Genomic DNA, 16,555 nt, shown 5'->3' with positions numbered 1-16,555 from the left:
AAAAGCCCCTCCTTCTGCGACATTCTCACACTGTACAACTTTTGTATAAGTAGTGGTATAAATATACGGACGAATATATACGACGAAACATTCATATTATAGGATGTCACGTAGAAAAGCAACGACTTCAACAAACTGTGGATAACAAAATAAACAGATGGAAAGAACCTGTCCACAACCTTACCCACAGGCTGTGGACAGGTTCTTTAGTACTCACATTGTCCACGAAAGAAATCTCTTATATCATAGCAAAAAAAAGCTGTAGTAGCAATGGAAGGATGAACTTATCCACAAAATACAGGATGTAGTGTTTTAGTGTTGTCCACAATACAAGATATGTGTAAATCTTTGTCGATAACGTGTAGATAACCGTTTGTGAATAAAAATATGTCCACAAAGGAAGAGAGAGACTTTGTTAAGAAGTGAAAAAAGAGGTTTAAAAGAAGTTTAGAATAAAGACTTGACACATACGGGCATACATCTATATAATTTTTAGGAGTGCCTTAAGATCTAAATCCTCGAAGGAGGTGGAATACATGGGTAAACCAACGTTCCAACCAAATAACCGTAAACGTAAAAAGAATCACGGCTTCCGTGCAAGAATGGCTACGAAAAATGGACGTAAAGTTCTTTCTCGCCGTCGTCAAAAAGGAAGAAAAGTATTGTCTGCATAGACCACTGACATCAGTGGTCTTTTTCAGGTTATATACATTATTTGAGCCAAGAGGGTCGTGAGACGAATGAAAAAAGAGCAACGTATTAAAAAAAATGAAGAATTTTCGGCTGTCTTTAATAGAGGATCATCAATGGCCAACCGTCAATTTGTTCTTTATATCTTGCCGAAAGAAGGACAAGATTCACTGCGCCTCGGATTATCTGTCTCAAAAAGAGTGGGAAATGCTGTTTGTCGAAATCGGATTAAACGTTTTGTACGTGAAGTATTTACTCAAATTCAGGGTGAACTAAAGCATAATTACGATTATGTTGTCATTGCCCGAAATCCAGTTAAAGACATGACGTACCATGAAATTAAAAGTAGCTTGGAGCATGTACTTAGAAAATCAAAAATGATTGTTCGTGTTCAACAAAATAAAGAAAATCGACAGCTAGGAGGAAGAAAAGAAAGTGAAACGAATTAGCTGGCTCGTAGTCATGACGGGGATGCTCTTTTTTTTATCTGGCTGTTTTAATATTAACGAGCCTATTACATCAGAGAGCTCAGGTTTTTGGAATTCCTTCTTTGTGTATCCGTTATCACAATTAATTATCTTCATTGCAAACTGGGTAAATAGCTATGGATTTGCCATTATCATTGTAACCATTTTATTTCGATTCATTTTACTGCCATTAATGGTGAAGCAAACGAAAAGCATGAAGGCGATGCAGCAGTTGCAGCCGGAGATGCAGAAATTACGTGAGACGTATAGCGCAAAAGATCAAAATACACGGTTAAAATTAAATGAAGAAATGCAGAAATTATTTGCAACACATAAAGTAAATCCTTTTGCAGGTTGTTTACCTATTTTGATTCAAATGCCGATATTTCTTGCTATTTATCATGCGATTATGCGTACTGAGAATTTTCAAGGGGAATCCTTTGCCTGGTTTCAATTAAGTGATCCAGATCCATTTTTTATTTTACCGATATTGGCGTTTGTGTTAACATTCGTTCAGCAAAAAATGATGATGGTTCAAAATAATCCACAAGCAAAAATATTATTATATCTTATGCCGTTTATGATTTTAGTAATCGGGATTTTCTTACCAGCTGCTGTTATTTTGTATTGGGTAGTAGGAAACATCTTCATGATTGCACAAACCTACTTTATTACTGGACCAAATACAGGAAAAAGAGGGTTGGAATCTACTGTCGGTGTTAATCAAAGCACAACAAAGGGTACGTATTCATCAAACGCAAAAAATAAGAGTTCAAATAAGAAGAAGAAAAACAAGAAAAAACGGAAATAAGAAAGGGGTATCCTATGGCAACGAAGACGGTAAAAGGTCGGACTGTTGATGAAGCTGTACAAAAAGCATTAGATGAACTTCATGTAAAAAAAGATCAATTAATGTATAACGTAATTGAAGAACCGCAAAAAGGTTTCTTAGGATTATTTGGTGGAAAACCTGCAGTAATTGAAGTTCGTGTAAAACCTAAAACCGAAGACGTTGCTGAATCCTTTCTTTTAAAAACAGCCGAATTAATGGGACTTAACGTTACGGTAGATCATCAACGTGATGGGAAATATGTTGCATTGGACCTTGTGACATCTGAAAGTGATGACCAAGGAAAGTTGATTGGAAAAAAAGGACAAACACTTGATTCTTTAGAGCATTTAACAAATTTAGTTGTTGCTAAGCATGACACAAGCGATACCTCTCGTATTCGCTTAAATGCCGGTGGCTACAGGGAAAAACGAGAAGAGACTTTGCGTCAATTAGCCATTCGAATCAGTCAAAAGGCACATACAACAAAGGAAAAAGTGGTACTTGAGCCAATGTCTGCTCGGGAACGTAAAGTCATTCATACAACATTAGCGGATAGTCAGATTGTCACAACTGAATCAAAAGGAAACGGTTCAAAGCGACATGTTGTTGTTGAACCGAAAAAATAAGAAGTGCAGAAGCACTTCTTATTTTTATGGAGCCATAAAAACTGGAAGAGAAAGTTCACATTGAAGCAATGGCTTTTCAACTAGGCGTATGCTATTCTTATTAGTTGAAGCTGTATTTTACGGGGGTGATGAATGTGGATACAATCGCAGCAATATCTACGGCACTTGGAGAAGGCGCTATCGGAATTGTCCGGCTCAGTGGAGATCAAGCAATTGACATTAGTGACAAGCTCTTTAAAGGAACAACAAAATTGAGTGATGTAAAGACGCACACCATTACTTACGGGCACCTAGTCGAGAGTAATGAAGTCATTGAAGAGGCTATGGTCACTGTTATGCATGGACCAAAAACGTATACGCGAGAAAACATCGTTGAAATTAACTGTCATGGAGGGTTGGTTTCTGTTAATCGCGTGTTACAAGCAGCATTGTCACATGGTGCTCGGTTGGCTGAGCCGGGAGAATTCACAAAGCGTGCTTTCTTAAATGGGAGAATAGACCTTTCTCAAGCAGAAGGTGTGATGGATTTAATTCGTTCCAAATCAGATCAGGCAATGAACGTAGCGATGAGACAAGTAGAGGGAAGGTTGTCAGGAAAGATTCAACACCTTAGACAACAACTTTTAGAGACTGTTGCTGCAGTAGAAGTCAATATTGATTACCCTGAGTATGACGCAGAAACGATGACACAACAGATTATTCGCGAAAAGATGAGGCCAGTTCTAGTAGAAATTGATCATCTTCTCGTTACTGCGAAGCAAGGGAAAGTACTGCGTGAAGGATTAGCAACGGCTATTATCGGACGTCCAAATGTAGGGAAGTCTTCCTTAATGAATAGTCTTGTACACGAATCAAAAGCGATTGTTACAGACATTCCGGGAACAACAAGAGACACATTAGAAGAGTACGTTAATGTAAGAGGTGTACCTCTTCGATTGATTGATACAGCAGGTATTCGCGAAACAGAAGATATTGTTGAAAAAATTGGGGTTGAGCGTTCACGTAAAGCCTTAAAAGAGGCAGAGCTAATTTTACTCGTATTAAACAACAGTGAACCGTTAACGATGGAAGACGAAGCGCTTTTTGAAGCCGTTGAAGATATGGATGTCGTTATTATTGTCAATAAAACCGACCAAAAACAAGCGATTGATATTAAAAAGGTGCATCAATTTGCCAACGGGCGACCAGTTGTAACAACGTCATTAATTCATGATGAGGGTGTTGACCAATTAGAAGAGGCAATTAAACAATTGTTTTTCGCTGGAGATATTGAAGGTCAAGATCTAACTTACGTATCAAATGCTAGGCATATAGGGTTGTTAAACGAAGCAAGAAGACGTGCAGAGGACGCGCTACAGGCTACAGAGATGGATGTCCCAGTCGACCTTATCCAAATTGATGTGACACGAACCTGGGAGCTTTTGGGAGAAATTATTGGAGAAGATGTGCAAGATAGTTTAATTGACCAGTTGTTTTCACAATTTTGTTTAGGGAAATAACTCCTCTAAGAATTGTGGATGTCGAGTTCGTTGAGTAACGAGAGCGTTAGGAGCGAACTGATGTACTTCAGATACTCAAAAATTTTTATTGAAAGGAAGGGAGACTAGAGAAACGATCTAGTCGAGCATATATGAATTATCAAGCTGATTCGTTTGATGTGATTGTCATCGGAGCAGGTCATGCAGGAGTGGAAGCAGGTCTTGCTGCTGCGAGGATGGGTTCGAACACGCTTATGCTTACGTTAAATTTAGATGCGATTGCGTATATGCCGTGTAATCCGTCTGTAGGCGGTCCTGCAAAAGGGATTGTCGTTCGTGAAGTAGACGCTTTAGGCGGTGAAATGGGGCGGAATATCGACAAAACCCATATTCAAATGAGAATGTTAAATACTGGTAAAGGTCCGGCGGTTCGTGCCTTACGCGCGCAAGCTGATAAATTCCAGTATCAACATGAAATGAAAAAAACCCTAGAAGAACAAGACAATTTATTAGTACGTCAAGGAATGGTTGATCGACTAATCATTGAGGACGGCGAGTGTCGCGGTGTTATGACCAATACAGGTGCTGAATATCGTGCGAAAGCTGTCGTTATTACAACAGGTACCTATTTAAAAGGTAAAATTATTTTAGGTGAGCTATCTTATGAATCAGGTCCAAATAATATGCAGCCATCCATTAAGCTGTCTGACCACCTCAAAGAACTTGGATTTAACATTGTCCGTTTCAAAACAGGAACGCCCCCACGAGTAAATGGGAACACAATTGATTATACAAAAACAGAAATACAGCCAGGGGACGATAAGCCTCGTGCTTTTTCTTATGAAACCACAAAGTATATTACCGATCAACTTCCATGTTGGTTAACCTATACTGGATCGGACACACATGAAATTATTAATGAAAATCTTGGACGTTCACCAATGTATTCAGGTATGATAGAAGGAACAGGACCAAGGTATTGTCCGTCTATAGAAGATAAGATTGTCCGCTTTAATGATAAGCCACGACACCAAATTTTTCTAGAGCCGGAAGGTCGAAACACAACAGAAGTATATGTGCAAGGTTTATCAACAAGTTTACCAGAGGATGTTCAGCTATCTATGCTTAAATCCATTCCTGGTCTTGAACATGTGAAAATGATGCGCCCTGGATATGCAATTGAATATGATGCCATTGTTCCTACACAATTGTGGCCGACTTTGGAAACAAAGGCAGTACCGGGGCTTTTTACAGCTGGACAAATTAATGGCACATCGGGCTATGAGGAAGCTGCTGGACAAGGGGTAGTTGCAGGAATTAATGCAGCACGAAAAGTAGCAGGACAAGAGCCGTTGATTTTAGATCGTTCAGACGCTTATATTGGCGTTATGATTGATGATTTAGTTACAAAGGGTACAAATGAGCCTTACCGCTTACTTACGTCTAGAGCTGAATTCCGCTTAATTTTACGCCATGATAATGCAGACCTACGCTTAACGGAAAAAGGCTATGACCTAGGCTTAATTTCTGAAGAGCGCTATGCTCAGTTTAAACACAAAAAAGAAGCAGTCGAACAAGAGATTAAGCGTATTAAAGGATTAATCGTGAAGCCATCATCTCAAGTGAATGAAGTTCTTACCCAGTTAGGGTCAAACGCTATGAGTGAGGCAATTAAAGCAGAAGCGCTATTGAAGCGACCAGAATTGACGTATAACGATTTGATGAACATTGTGCCGCACCCTGATCAACAGCTTGATGAGGACGTGTGCGAACAAGTTGAAATTCAAGTGAAGTATGAAGGGTATATCGAAAAACAGTGGCAGCAAGTTGAACGTTTAAAGAAAATGGAGCGTAAGCAAATCCCTGAAGACCTTGACTATGATGCTATACAAGGGCTTGCAACGGAAGCGCGACAAAAATTAAAAATGGTTAGACCTTTATCTGTAGGGCAAGCTTCCCGTGTATCTGGCGTTAATCCTGCAGACGTATCGATTTTACTTGTTTATTTGGAACAAGGACGTCTTGCCAAAACATCATCGTGAGGTTGTTTATATGAGTTTCGAGAAATTTCCAGAATTACTTGCTGAAAAAAATATCGTGCTTTCATCTACTCAAGAGGAGCAGTTCAACCGTTATTTTGAACTGCTTGTTGAGTGGAATGAAAAAATCAATTTAACAGCAATTGTTGCTAAAGATGACGTTTATTTAAAGCATTTTTATGATTCACTTACACCTAGTTTTTATTTTCCTTTTACTAATCAATCTGTATTGGATATTGGAGCAGGAGCAGGGTTTCCGAGTTTGCCTTTAAAAATTCTTTATCCTGATTTACACGTGTCGATTATTGATTCTTTAAATAAAAGAATTGGTTTTTTAACGTTTTTAGCAGACGAATTAGGACTTACAAATGTCTCTTTTTACCATGATCGTGCTGAATTAGCAGGTAAAAATGCGATGCATAGAGAAAATTATGATATTGTGACAGCAAGAGCGGTTGCGCGTATGTCTGTTTTAGCAGAACTTTGTCTTCCTTTTGTTAAAGTAGATGGATCTTTTATTGCGTTAAAAGCAGCAGGCGCTAATCAAGAGTTAAATGATGGGGAAAAAGCTATTACAACATTGGGTGGACAAATAGAAAGCAACCATTTCTTTTCTTTACCAGTTGAACAGAGTGACCGTCATATTGTTACGATTAAAAAAATAAAAACAACACCAAAAAAGTATCCTAGAAAACCTGGAATGCCGAACAAACAACCTATTGTTTAAACGTTACGTAAAGGTTTCACGTGGAACAAATTCATTTAAACAAAGGAATGACTTTTATAGGTGTCGAACTATACATGATGGTTATTTAATAAAAGGTGGTGTCTGAGGCGATGAAGCAATCGTTTTCACGCCTATTTGGCTTAAATGATAAACATGACGATGGTGATTTAATCGAAAACGAAGAAGTGAAGCAAATTCCAGTTGAAGACATTGTGCCAAATCGCTTTCAGCCAAGAACGGTTTTTGATGAAGAGCGAATTACTGAATTAGCACAAACCATTCGTACACATGGAATTATTCAGCCAATTGTAGTGCGTATTAGAGAAGAGAAGTATGAAATCATTGCAGGTGAGCGGAGGTTTAGAGCCGTTTCGTCTTTAGGTTGGGAAACAATACCTGCTATTATAAAAGAGTTTAATGATTCACAGACAGCTTCAATTGCTTTAATTGAAAACTTACAGCGTGAGGGACTGACGGCTATTGAAGAAGCCACAGCTTATGCGAAGTTAATTGAAATTCATCAGTTAACACAGGAGAGTCTTGCGCAACGTCTTGGAAAAGGACAATCAACGATTGCAAACAAGCTAAGACTATTAAACTTGCCAAAAAAAGTGCAAGACGCTATTTTAAATCGCTTTATTTCAGAACGCCATGCTAGAGCACTTATTGGGTTAAAAGGTAATCACGAGGCGCAAGAAGTTATTTTAGAACAAATTATTGCAGAACAGTTAAACGTGAAGCAAACAGAAGAACGCGTTCAACAGTTCCTTTATCCGGATCTTGAAGAAAAAGATGAACCAAAAAAGAAAAAAGCAACCCGTAAATCGTATCCAAAAGATATGCGGATTGCGATGAATACGATCCGTCAGTCTGTGGATATGGTGATGAAAACGGGGCTGAAGGTCGATACAGATGAAGAAGATAATGATGATTTTTACCAATTTACCATCCGAATACCTAAAAAGTGATCTATCTATTACATAAAGATAGGTCTTTTTTTTAATAGGTTTATCGTCGATTTATGCTAAAATAAAAGTAATCTATTCCAAGTGAAGGTTAAGTGGGCATCCTATGCTCAGTTAATGACTTTTTTTAGGGAATCTCAATTAATGCAAGAAAATAAAGAGAGAATGTTTCTGCAACGAAGGAAAGTAGGTGTCCAAGTGTCAAAAATTATCGCTGTCGCAAACCAAAAAGGCGGCGTTGGGAAGACAACTTCTTCAGTGAATTTGGCAGCATGTTTAGCTCATTTAGGAAAAAAAGTACTTCTAGTTGATATAGATCCACAGGGTAACGCAACGAGTGGAGTAGGTGTTGAAAAAGGGGATGTGGATGAATGTATCTATGATGTCCTTATTGATGATGTACCGGCTAGCAAGGTCATTTTTCCAACGAGTGTAAGTAATTTAGATGTAATTCCTGCGACGATACAGTTATCTGGTGCAGAAATTGAGCTCGTGCCAACGATTTCACGAGAAGTTCGTTTAAAGAAAGCCTTAACACCATTAAAAGAAACGTATGATTATATCTTTATTGATTGTCCACCGTCATTAGGCTTGCTAACAATTAATGCGTTAACAGCGTCAGATTCTGTTATTATCCCAGTACAATGTGAATATTACGCTTTAGAAGGTTTAAGCCAGCTTTTAAATACCGTTCGATTGGTGCAAAAACATTTAAACACATCGTTAGCGATTGAAGGTGTGCTGCTAACAATGTTGGATGCACGAACCAATCTTGGTATTCAAGTTATTGAAGAAGTGAAAAAGTACTTTCGAGATAAAGTATTTGATACGATTATCCCTAGAACCATTCGTCTTGGAGAAGCACCAAGTTATGGAAAACCAATCATTGAATACGATGCGAAGTCACGTGGAGCAGAAGTGTACATAGACTTAGCAAAGGAAGTGGTTGCAAATGGTTAAATCGATTGGAAAGAAAGGTTTAGGTAAAGGATTAGAAGCTTTTTTTCCGAACGAAAGTGAACAAAATCAGGAACAAGTCACATTTATTTCTGTATCTGAAGTAAGACCAAACCCGTATCAACCAAGAAAAACATTTTCAGAAGAATCTTTAAAAGAATTAAGTGATTCGATTAAAGAACATGGCATTTTACAGCCAATTACTGTCAGAAAATCTATTAAAGATTATGAAATTGTAATGGGAGAACGTCGTGTTAGAGCAGCTAAACAAGCTGGATTAGATCAAATTCCTGTTATCATTCAAGATTTAGATGAAAAGAAAATGATGGAAATTGCGTTAATTGAAAATTTACAGCGGGAAGACTTGAATCCGATTGAAGAAGCCATTGCGTACGAAAAACTGATGAGCTACTCAAATAGCACACAAGAACAATTGGCAAAGCGGTTAGGGAAGAGTAGGCCACATATTGCCAACCATATGCGGTTGTTGCAGCTACCTAAAGTGGTTCAAGAGTTTATATCTGTTGGTAAACTAAGTATGGGTCATGGTAGAGCATTACTCGGATTACAAAATAAAGAGAAATTATCTCAAGTGCTTGAAAATGTTCTTCAAGAGAAGCTCAGCGTTCGAGAAGTTGAAAAATTAGTTCAAGAGATTAATGAACATGTTCCACGTGAAACAAGAGAAGTAAAAGTGAAATTGTCTCCTTTTCTTAAAAATCATCAAGAGCGTTTAAGAGATTCGCTTGGGACATCGGTCATGATCAAACCAGGGAAGAAAAAAGGGAAAATAGAGATTGATTATTTTTCTGAAGATGATTTAGAGAGAATTTTAGATATTTTAATACAATCGAAAGAATAAAGAAGCATGTCCTCCTTAAAGAGGCGGCTTCTTTTTTGAAAGGAGAGAATTACATGTATTATTTTGATCACGCCGCTACCTCATTTCCTAAACCGAAACGAGTGATTGACTCGGTTGTCGCTACGATGGAAATGCACGGTGCAAACCCTGGAAGAGGAGGGCATTCTCTAGCTAGACAAGCCTCTGAATTGGTTTTGCAAACAAGGAAAAAAATGGCGACATTTTTCCATGCGCCATCAGAAGATCACGTTTGGTTTTATTCGAATGCAACGTTTGCGTTAAATCAAGCTATTCTCGGATTTCCGTTTTCTAATAAAGATGAAGTCGTTACAACTCATTTTGAACATAATTCGGTCCTTAGACCATTATATGCAATGGAAAAGCAAGCCGGTATCGTTATTCGATTTGCTGGCGGGAAAACAGGTGAGGAAACGGCTGCTAGTGTAGTTGAAGCGATTAACGATAAAACGAAATTTGTCGTAATTAATCATGCTTCAAACGTTACAGGGGAAATCGTTCCATTAACGTCGATTTCTGAAAAAACAGCATCTGTTGGAGCAATCCTTTGCGTTGATGCATCACAAACAGCAGGGACAATTGACATTAATATGGAGAGAGATGGTATTGATCTGCTTGCCTGCCCTGGTCACAAAGGATTATTAGGTCCTCAAGGTACAGGTATCTTAGTATCCAAAGGTAACTATCATTTAAAGCCAATGACCTATGGCGGTACTGGTCATAGTTCTGAAATTAAAGATCAGCCAAATACGTGGCCGGAGCGGTATGAAGCTGGCACTCTAAATACGCCTGCTATTGTAGGGCTCGGGGCTGGATTAGATGAGCTTGAATATTTAGGAGGAACAGAGGCAATTTATCAGCATGAAATGCAGTTGGTCGATTATTTTTTAAGTGAGATTGCGAATGTGAACCTGTCACTTGTTGGTTCAAAAGTAGCTAAGGGTCGCCTAGCGGTTGTTTCCTTCGCCTTTGCTGAGTTAAGCAGTCAAGAGTGTGCCATTATTCTTGATCAACATTATCAAATTGCTGTTAGAGCTGGCTTACACTGCGCTCCAAAATTACATGAGTGGTTTGGAACGATTGACAAAGGGTTGGTACGTGTGAGCTTTGGACCTTATACGACAAAGGAAGATGTTCGTGTCCTTATTAATGCACTAAAGGAAATAGGAACATCGTTTTAAAGCTCAGTGAAAATGCCTTTCTTTTGAAAAAGAGAAGGGTGTTTTTTTTGGGTCGATTGTTTCAGTTGCGCATCCACATAAGTAAAGAGGGTTTGTAATTTTTCAGCCATTGTCATGACCTCGTGAAGACGAGTGCTTTGAAGTATATGGAAATCCATCAGACCAGCAGCATTTACTACTCCAGTAAGAGAACAATCGCCAACTTCAGGCAAAGACTTCCCCATAGCTGCCCCTGGCTTTAATGATTGATTCGAAAGCGTGATCGATCCAACATGTCCTTGCCGTCCTAAACAGGCATCAACCGCAATGAGAAAAGCATGAGGATGAAGTTCATGAATATCCTTTAATCGATTTTCTAAGTTTACCGCATGAAGAGGTGCTTCTAATGTTCCATAAACAGTAAATTGAGTTAGATGACGCTTCTGTAGCATTGTTCCAAGAAGCGGACCAAGCGCATCGCCAGTAGAACGGTCAGTACCAATACAAGCGACAACAAGTTCTTTTGCTGAGTGTTGACGACAAAATAAAAGTAAGGACTTTCCTAGTTCTTGTGTAAATAAATCATCATCAATATGCATACGTTTGGAAAACACTTTTTTTCTAAAAGGCCAAAGGTTTGTACTCATATTTTTAACTCCTTCACCATAGTAGTAACAGTATAGTAGATTTCTAGAAAATCTATACATGCTGAAACAGCGAGGGTGAGGATTTTGTGGGGAAATGGATTAAAGTGGATGTTTTTAATAGTAGGAACAATTATTGGGGCAGGTTATGCTTCAGGGAGAGAGTTATGGGAATTTTTTGGTGCCGAAAGCGGACTAGCTATCGTATTGTTTGCTGTCCTTTTCTCCATTAGCTGTGCTGTTATTTTAACGGTATCTAAAAAAGAACAAACCACTCATTATCTACCTGTGTTAGAAAAAGTATTAGGAAAGCGCTTAGCTAAGGCTTATGACGTAATGATTATCCTCTATTTATTTTCAGTAACTGTCATCATGCTTGCGGGGGCTGGAGCCACTCTCGAAGTCTATCATATTCCAACTTGGCTTGGTATTATCGTCAACGGGTTGCTTGTTGTCATTATTTTTATAAAAGGTACAAGCGGTATGACAAAAATAAATGCGCTTCTTATTCCTATTCTAATTGTTTGCTTATTGGCGGTTTTACTTGTTTATCAACACTCTATTGGATTTACATTTTCGTTTAATTTACAGGAACAGAAAAATTGGCCATCATCGTTAACGTTTACATCCTTAAATATTTTGCCTATCATCGCTGTATTAGGCGCTGTTGGAAACCAAATTAACCATCGCGGGGAAATCTACATTGCGAGTATCGGAAGTGGCGTTATTTTAGGAACGGTTTCGTATATTTACAACGAGTCCTTGCTTACTGTTGCTCAAGAGATCATCTTCTATGAGATACCATTATTCGTTATTTTAAAGCATTATCCATCAGTAATGGTATTAGCAATCTCACTGGTATTATGGCTAGCCATTTATACAACAGCTGCTTCAGGTGTATTAGGGTTACTATCTCGTATTCGAGTGAAAGTAACTGGTGAGCCGTGGGTAATAGCGTTGTTGCTCGTTGCACTAATGGCACCATTGACACTATTCGGCTTCTCCACATTAATTTCAATTCTGTATCCTTTATACGGCATTTTAAATTTATATATCCTTGCTGCGCTACTGTTGTACCCCATTTTAAGACATCCTGCTACAAAAAAGAAGCGCTGACACTACAAAGGCAGCACTCCTTCGTGTATAATACAAGCAGAAATACCCGAAGGAGGAAAGAACATTGGCAAACAAGGAATTTGCGCTACATGATGTCGTAGAAATGAAAAAGCCGCACCCTTGTGGGGAAAATCGTTGGAAGATTATCCGCATGGGAATGGATGTACGTATAAAATGCTTAGGTTGTCAACATAGTGTTATGCTACCACGTCGGGATTTCTCAAAGAAGCTAAAAAAAGTAATCGAGTCTGAGAACGAGTAAACAATAATGTTCGGATTTGAGAATCGATAAATAAAAGGACGTGACGGAAGTGGCTTTAACGACAGGAATTGTTGGTTTACCAAACGTTGGAAAATCGACCTTATTTAATGCAATCACACAAGCTGGTGCTGAATCTGCAAACTATCCCTTTTGTACGATTGACCCGAATGTAGGGATTGTTGAAGTACCAGATTCACGTTTAAATAAACTAACAGAACTTGTGAAACCGAAAAAAACGGTACCAACAGCTTTTGAATTTACAGATATTGCTGGAATTGTGGAAGGCGCGAGTAAGGGTGAGGGGTTAGGAAATAAATTCTTATCTCATATCCGTCAAGTGGATGCGATTTCCCATGTTGTTCGTTGTTTCGCGGACGATAACATTACCCATGTGTCTGGTGGCGTGAACCCGTTAAGAGATATTGAAGTCATTAATTTAGAATTGATTTTGGCTGATTTAGAATCAGTTGATAAGCGGTTCACACGAGTAGCAAAACTAGCAAAGACGAAAGATAAAGAAGCCGTTGCAGAGCTTGCTGTACTTGAGCTTCTAAAGGATGCGTTTGAAAACGAAAAGCCTGCACGTAGCATTGATTTTGATGACGATCAGCTTAAAATTGTAAAACAGCTTCACTTATTAACCAGTAAGCCTGTTTTATATGTTGCAAACGTTTCTGAAGATGATCTTGTTGCTGAAGAAGATAATGATTATGTGAAGCAAGTGAAAGAGTTTGCCAACCAGGAAAATAGCAATGTCATTGTGGTATGTGCAAAGATTGAATCGGAGATTGCTGAACTTGAAGGTGAAGAAAAAGAAATGTTCTTGGAAGAATTAGGGATTGAAGAATCCGGTCTTGATCAGTTAATTCGTGCTGCCTATTCTTTACTTGGACTAGAAACGTATTTTACTGCTGGTGAACAAGAAGTGAGAGCATGGACGTTCCGCAATGGAACAAAAGCACCTCAGGCTGCAGGAATCATTCATACAGACTTTGAACGTGGCTTTATTCGTGCAGAAACCGTTTCGTATTCTGATTTAGTTGATGCTGGAACAATGGCGGTTGCAAAAGAACGAGGCAAAGTCCGGCTTGAAGGAAAAGACTATGTCGTTAAAGATGGCGACGTGATCCATTTCCGTTTTAATGTATAAGAAGTACGTTAGTTGAATCCGTCTTTGGCACTGCGTAGAGACAGGTTCCATGTTTCCGAATGAAAATAGCGAAAGAACAAGAGACTGTACGTTTTGTACAGCTCTTTTTTGATAGGAGGTAAAAAAGACGTTGTCGAAAAATATCGTTTACAAGGTAGAAGGAATTTAGAAAAAGAGAGCGTAATAATTAAGTAAGCTCCTAGAAATCTTCGCAAGACCCTCATGTATTCTTCCCAAACTGTTTTCTACTTTTTATATAAAGGCAGGTGATTTTAATTTGAAGCTTGCTCATTAATTTCTAAAATGATATAATCATTGAATGTGAGTGAATTAGTTTTTGCTCCTTGCTCTGCTTTACAAACAGAGCCGTTTAGACCAAGAGGAGGTGAATGGAATGCGTAAGTACGAAATTATGTACATTATCGCTCCAAACCTAGAAGAGGCAGCAAACAAAGAAATCGTTGAGCGCTACAGCAAAGTGCTCACTGATAACGGTGCTGAAATCTTAAAGGTAGAAGAGATCGGTAAAAAACGTTTAGCTTATGAAATCAATGATTTCAAAGATGGCTACTACGTTCTTATTAGCGTACAAGCGAACACTGAAGCAATCAATGAATTTAATCGTCTGATTAAAATCAATGATAATGTTATTCGTGTCCTTGTTACAAAAGACGAACAATAATAACGATAAAATAAACGAGCTAGGCTGGAGGGATCGCATTGTTAAACCGTGTTGTTCTTGTTGGCCGATTAACCCGTGACCCTGAGCTTCGTTTTACCCCGAATGGCGTTGCTGTAGCGAACTTTACGCTAGCAGTGAATCGTCCATTCTCTAATCAACAAGGGGAAAGAGAAGCGGATTTCATCAATTGTGTTGTTTGGAGAAAGCCAGCAGAAAACGTAGCGAATTTCTTGAAAAAAGGAAGTTTAGCAGGCGTTGATGGACGAGTTCAAACCCGCAGTTATGATAACAATGAAGGAAAACGAGTATTTATAACTGAAGTTGTGGCTGAGAGTGTTCAATTCCTTGAACCTCGTAATAGCCAAAACAATCAAAACCAAAACTTCGGTGGTTCTCAAGGAAATTATGGATCAGGTTCAGGGAACGCAGGTTCAAGTGGTAATCGCTCAAACGGTTACGACAATGATCCGTTTTCAAATGATGGTTCAATTGATATTTCTGATGATGACTTACCATTCTAATAACAAATAGAAAGGAGAATGTCTTATGGCACGTCGCGGTCGTCCAAAGCGTAGAAAAGTTTGTTTCTTTACAGCAAACAAAATTACGCACATTGACTATAAAGATGTTGATTTGCTTAAGCGTTTCATCTCTGAGCGTGGTAAAATTCTTCCACGTCGCGTAACTGGAACATCTGCAAAATATCAACGTAAATTGACTGTTGCAATTAAGCGCAGCCGTCAAATTGCTTTACTTCCTTACGTAAACGAAGTAAATTAATGTTGCGATAAAAGAGGGTGGATTAAGCCGGCTTTCGAAAAGCCAGTTTGATTGCTCTCTTTTTTTAATTTCAATTGAACTCGCTTTTACTTTCAGAGTAATTGCGATAAAATAGATAAAGGCTGTGGGAAGAAACAGCTTGCACGCTTAAAAGAGGTGACGAATTGGAAGACAAGAAAGTTGTAACAAGAGGGATCATAAACGGGTTACTGTTTGTTCTATTGTATACTCTGCTTGTTACTGGTATTCCTTTAATCAATACACTTGCATTTATCGCACTTCCATTACCGCTTCTTTATATAACGGCAGTATATGGATTGAAAACAGGAACGATGGTCGCCAGTTTGGCGACAGTGGCGACTGTTGGGTTATCGCTTGTTTTTTCAAGTATAATACTGGTTCCAGTTTGTTTCGCATTAATCGGTGTACTCGTTGGTTACTATCAATATATGAGGAAGTCGGCGGTTGAACGAATAGCCGTGTTTATCATTGCGCCGTTCTTATCTTTAGCGATGATCTATGTGGTCATTGAAGGTTTATATGATGTGTCAATTTTAGGTGCAGTTAGAGAAACGTTAGTAGAAACCCAAAGGCTAGCTGAGTCGTTTGCTGTTGATGTATACGATGACGCGTTTATTCGAGAATATATGCAAATGCTACAAAATATGATGCCGTTTTTACTCCTCGTATTCGGTACAATGTATGGGTTTATCCTTTATGGACTGTCTACGCTTATGTATAAACGTGTAGGAATACAATATGATAAACTTCCTGCCTTTCGTAACTGGCAGTTTCCGAAATATATCATTGCTTTCTACTTTTTGTTTATGCTTTTAGGGTTCATTTCGTTTGAGCAGGGTTCTCTTATGGCGAGCATTTCGTTAATAGGGTTTAACATCTTTAGTATTTTTCTTCTTATACAAGGTCTATCGTTTATCCAAACCTATATGTATGATAAAAAGGCATCGAAAGCAGCAATTGTGATTGTCACGATTGGTCTTGTACTGTTGATGTTGGTTATGCAGTTAACGATACTATTCATAAAGATTATCGGATTGATGGATTTGATGTTGCGCTTAAGAGATCGATTGAAGGAATAA

19 protein-coding genes are annotated in these 16,555 nt (G+C 38.5%); 18 read left to right on the top strand and 1 reads right to left on the bottom strand.

Annotated elements, in window-relative coordinates:
* The first annotated feature begins 536 nt into the window (after nucleotides 1-536).
* The 11 genes from rpmH (at nucleotide 537) to FPV17_RS21560 (ending at nucleotide 10,842) form a co-directional block, all read left to right on the top strand.
* The gene (gene rpmH, locus FPV17_RS21610; RefSeq protein ID WP_035396906.1) at nucleotides 537-674 is read left to right on the top strand and encodes a 50S ribosomal protein L34; all 138 of its coding nucleotides are present in this window, start codon (nucleotides 537-539) and stop codon (nucleotides 672-674) included.
* A 66-nt stretch (nucleotides 675-740) separates the two neighbouring features.
* Nucleotides 741-1,139, top strand: a complete 399-nt coding sequence (gene rnpA, locus FPV17_RS21605; RefSeq protein WP_035396904.1) for a ribonuclease P protein component — start codon at nucleotides 741-743, stop codon at nucleotides 1,137-1,139.
* 13 nt (nucleotides 1,140-1,152) lie between these two features.
* Complete coding sequence (gene yidC / locus FPV17_RS21600; protein ID WP_144560565.1) at nucleotides 1,153-1,968, top strand: membrane protein insertase YidC; 816 nt, start codon at nucleotides 1,153-1,155, stop codon at nucleotides 1,966-1,968.
* Between the two features lie 14 nt (nucleotides 1,969-1,982).
* Nucleotides 1,983-2,615, top strand: a complete 633-nt coding sequence (gene jag, locus FPV17_RS21595) for an RNA-binding cell elongation regulator Jag/EloR (protein ID WP_035396902.1) — start codon at nucleotides 1,983-1,985, stop codon at nucleotides 2,613-2,615.
* A gap of 128 nt (nucleotides 2,616-2,743) precedes the next feature.
* Nucleotides 2,744-4,114, top strand: coding sequence for a tRNA uridine-5-carboxymethylaminomethyl(34) synthesis GTPase MnmE (mnmE, locus tag FPV17_RS21590; protein ID WP_035396899.1), 1,371 nt, complete (start codon nucleotides 2,744-2,746; stop codon nucleotides 4,112-4,114).
* Nucleotides 4,115-4,245: 131 nt separating this feature from the next.
* Complete coding sequence (gene mnmG, locus FPV17_RS21585; RefSeq protein ID WP_035396897.1) at nucleotides 4,246-6,135, top strand: tRNA uridine-5-carboxymethylaminomethyl(34) synthesis enzyme MnmG; 1,890 nt, start codon at nucleotides 4,246-4,248, stop codon at nucleotides 6,133-6,135.
* Nucleotides 6,136-6,145: 10 nt separating this feature from the next.
* Nucleotides 6,146-6,859: a 16S rRNA (guanine(527)-N(7))-methyltransferase RsmG gene (gene rsmG / locus FPV17_RS21580; protein WP_144560376.1), complete on the top strand. Its 714-nt coding sequence runs from the start codon at nucleotides 6,146-6,148 to the stop codon at nucleotides 6,857-6,859.
* 110 nt (nucleotides 6,860-6,969) lie between these two features.
* Nucleotides 6,970-7,827: a nucleoid occlusion protein gene (gene noc, locus FPV17_RS21575; protein WP_144560375.1), complete on the top strand. Its 858-nt coding sequence runs from the start codon at nucleotides 6,970-6,972 to the stop codon at nucleotides 7,825-7,827.
* A gap of 195 nt (nucleotides 7,828-8,022) precedes the next feature.
* Nucleotides 8,023-8,784 carry a ParA family protein gene (locus FPV17_RS21570; protein WP_035396917.1) on the top strand — a complete coding sequence of 254 codons (762 nt, stop codon included), beginning with the start codon at nucleotides 8,023-8,025 and terminating at the stop codon, nucleotides 8,782-8,784.
* Nucleotides 8,777-9,643 (top strand): ParB/RepB/Spo0J family partition protein, encoded by an 867-nt coding sequence (locus tag FPV17_RS21565; protein ID WP_035396890.1) that lies wholly within the window; start codon nucleotides 8,777-8,779, stop codon nucleotides 9,641-9,643. The genes FPV17_RS21570 and FPV17_RS21565 overlap by 8 nt, the downstream gene beginning before the upstream one ends.
* 53 nt (nucleotides 9,644-9,696) lie before the next feature.
* Entirely contained in the window at nucleotides 9,697-10,842 is a 1,146-nt protein-coding gene (locus FPV17_RS21560) for an aminotransferase class V-fold PLP-dependent enzyme (protein WP_144560374.1), read from the top strand.
* On the opposite strand, the gene yyaC is transcribed toward FPV17_RS21560, so the two are convergent.
* Nucleotides 10,839-11,468 carry a spore protease YyaC gene (gene yyaC, locus FPV17_RS21555; RefSeq protein ID WP_246117092.1) on the bottom strand — a complete coding sequence of 210 codons (630 nt, stop codon included), beginning with the start codon at nucleotides 11,466-11,468 and terminating at the stop codon, nucleotides 10,839-10,841. The two genes, FPV17_RS21560 and yyaC, sit on opposite strands and share 4 nt — an antisense overlap.
* A gap of 84 nt (nucleotides 11,469-11,552) precedes the next feature.
* Between yyaC and FPV17_RS21550 the strand changes: the two genes are divergently transcribed.
* From FPV17_RS21550 to FPV17_RS21520, 7 genes are all read left to right on the top strand, one after another.
* The gene (locus FPV17_RS21550) at nucleotides 11,553-12,581 is read left to right on the top strand and encodes a YkvI family membrane protein (protein WP_035396888.1); all 1,029 of its coding nucleotides are present in this window, start codon (nucleotides 11,553-11,555) and stop codon (nucleotides 12,579-12,581) included.
* Nucleotides 12,582-12,645: 64 nt separating this feature from the next.
* A complete protein-coding gene (locus FPV17_RS21545) occupies nucleotides 12,646-12,843 on the top strand; it encodes a DUF951 domain-containing protein (RefSeq protein WP_035396885.1) in 198 nt (65 codons plus the stop codon).
* Nucleotides 12,844-12,892: 49 nt separating this feature from the next.
* Nucleotides 12,893-13,993 (top strand): redox-regulated ATPase YchF, encoded by a 1,101-nt coding sequence (ychF, locus tag FPV17_RS21540; protein WP_035396883.1) that lies wholly within the window; start codon nucleotides 12,893-12,895, stop codon nucleotides 13,991-13,993.
* Nucleotides 13,994-14,387: 394 nt separating this feature from the next.
* Nucleotides 14,388-14,675, top strand: coding sequence for a 30S ribosomal protein S6 (rpsF, locus tag FPV17_RS21535; RefSeq protein ID WP_035396881.1), 288 nt, complete (start codon nucleotides 14,388-14,390; stop codon nucleotides 14,673-14,675).
* Between the two features lie 38 nt (nucleotides 14,676-14,713).
* Complete coding sequence (gene ssb / locus FPV17_RS21530; protein WP_035396879.1) at nucleotides 14,714-15,196, top strand: single-stranded DNA-binding protein; 483 nt, start codon at nucleotides 14,714-14,716, stop codon at nucleotides 15,194-15,196.
* A 25-nt stretch (nucleotides 15,197-15,221) separates the two neighbouring features.
* Nucleotides 15,222-15,455 carry a 30S ribosomal protein S18 gene (gene rpsR / locus FPV17_RS21525; RefSeq protein ID WP_035396877.1) on the top strand — a complete coding sequence of 78 codons (234 nt, stop codon included), beginning with the start codon at nucleotides 15,222-15,224 and terminating at the stop codon, nucleotides 15,453-15,455.
* A gap of 164 nt (nucleotides 15,456-15,619) precedes the next feature.
* On the top strand, nucleotides 15,620-16,555 hold the full coding sequence (locus FPV17_RS21520) for a DUF2232 domain-containing protein (RefSeq protein ID WP_186370689.1): 936 nt from the start codon (nucleotides 15,620-15,622) through the stop codon (nucleotides 16,553-16,555).

Source organism: Shouchella miscanthi, from assembly GCF_007725405.1.
Lineage (GTDB): Bacteria > Bacillota > Bacilli > Bacillales > Bacillaceae_D > Shouchella > Shouchella hunanensis.
The sequence above is the reverse complement of the archived record's forward strand: the minus strand, read 5'-3'. Positions and strand labels throughout refer to the sequence as shown.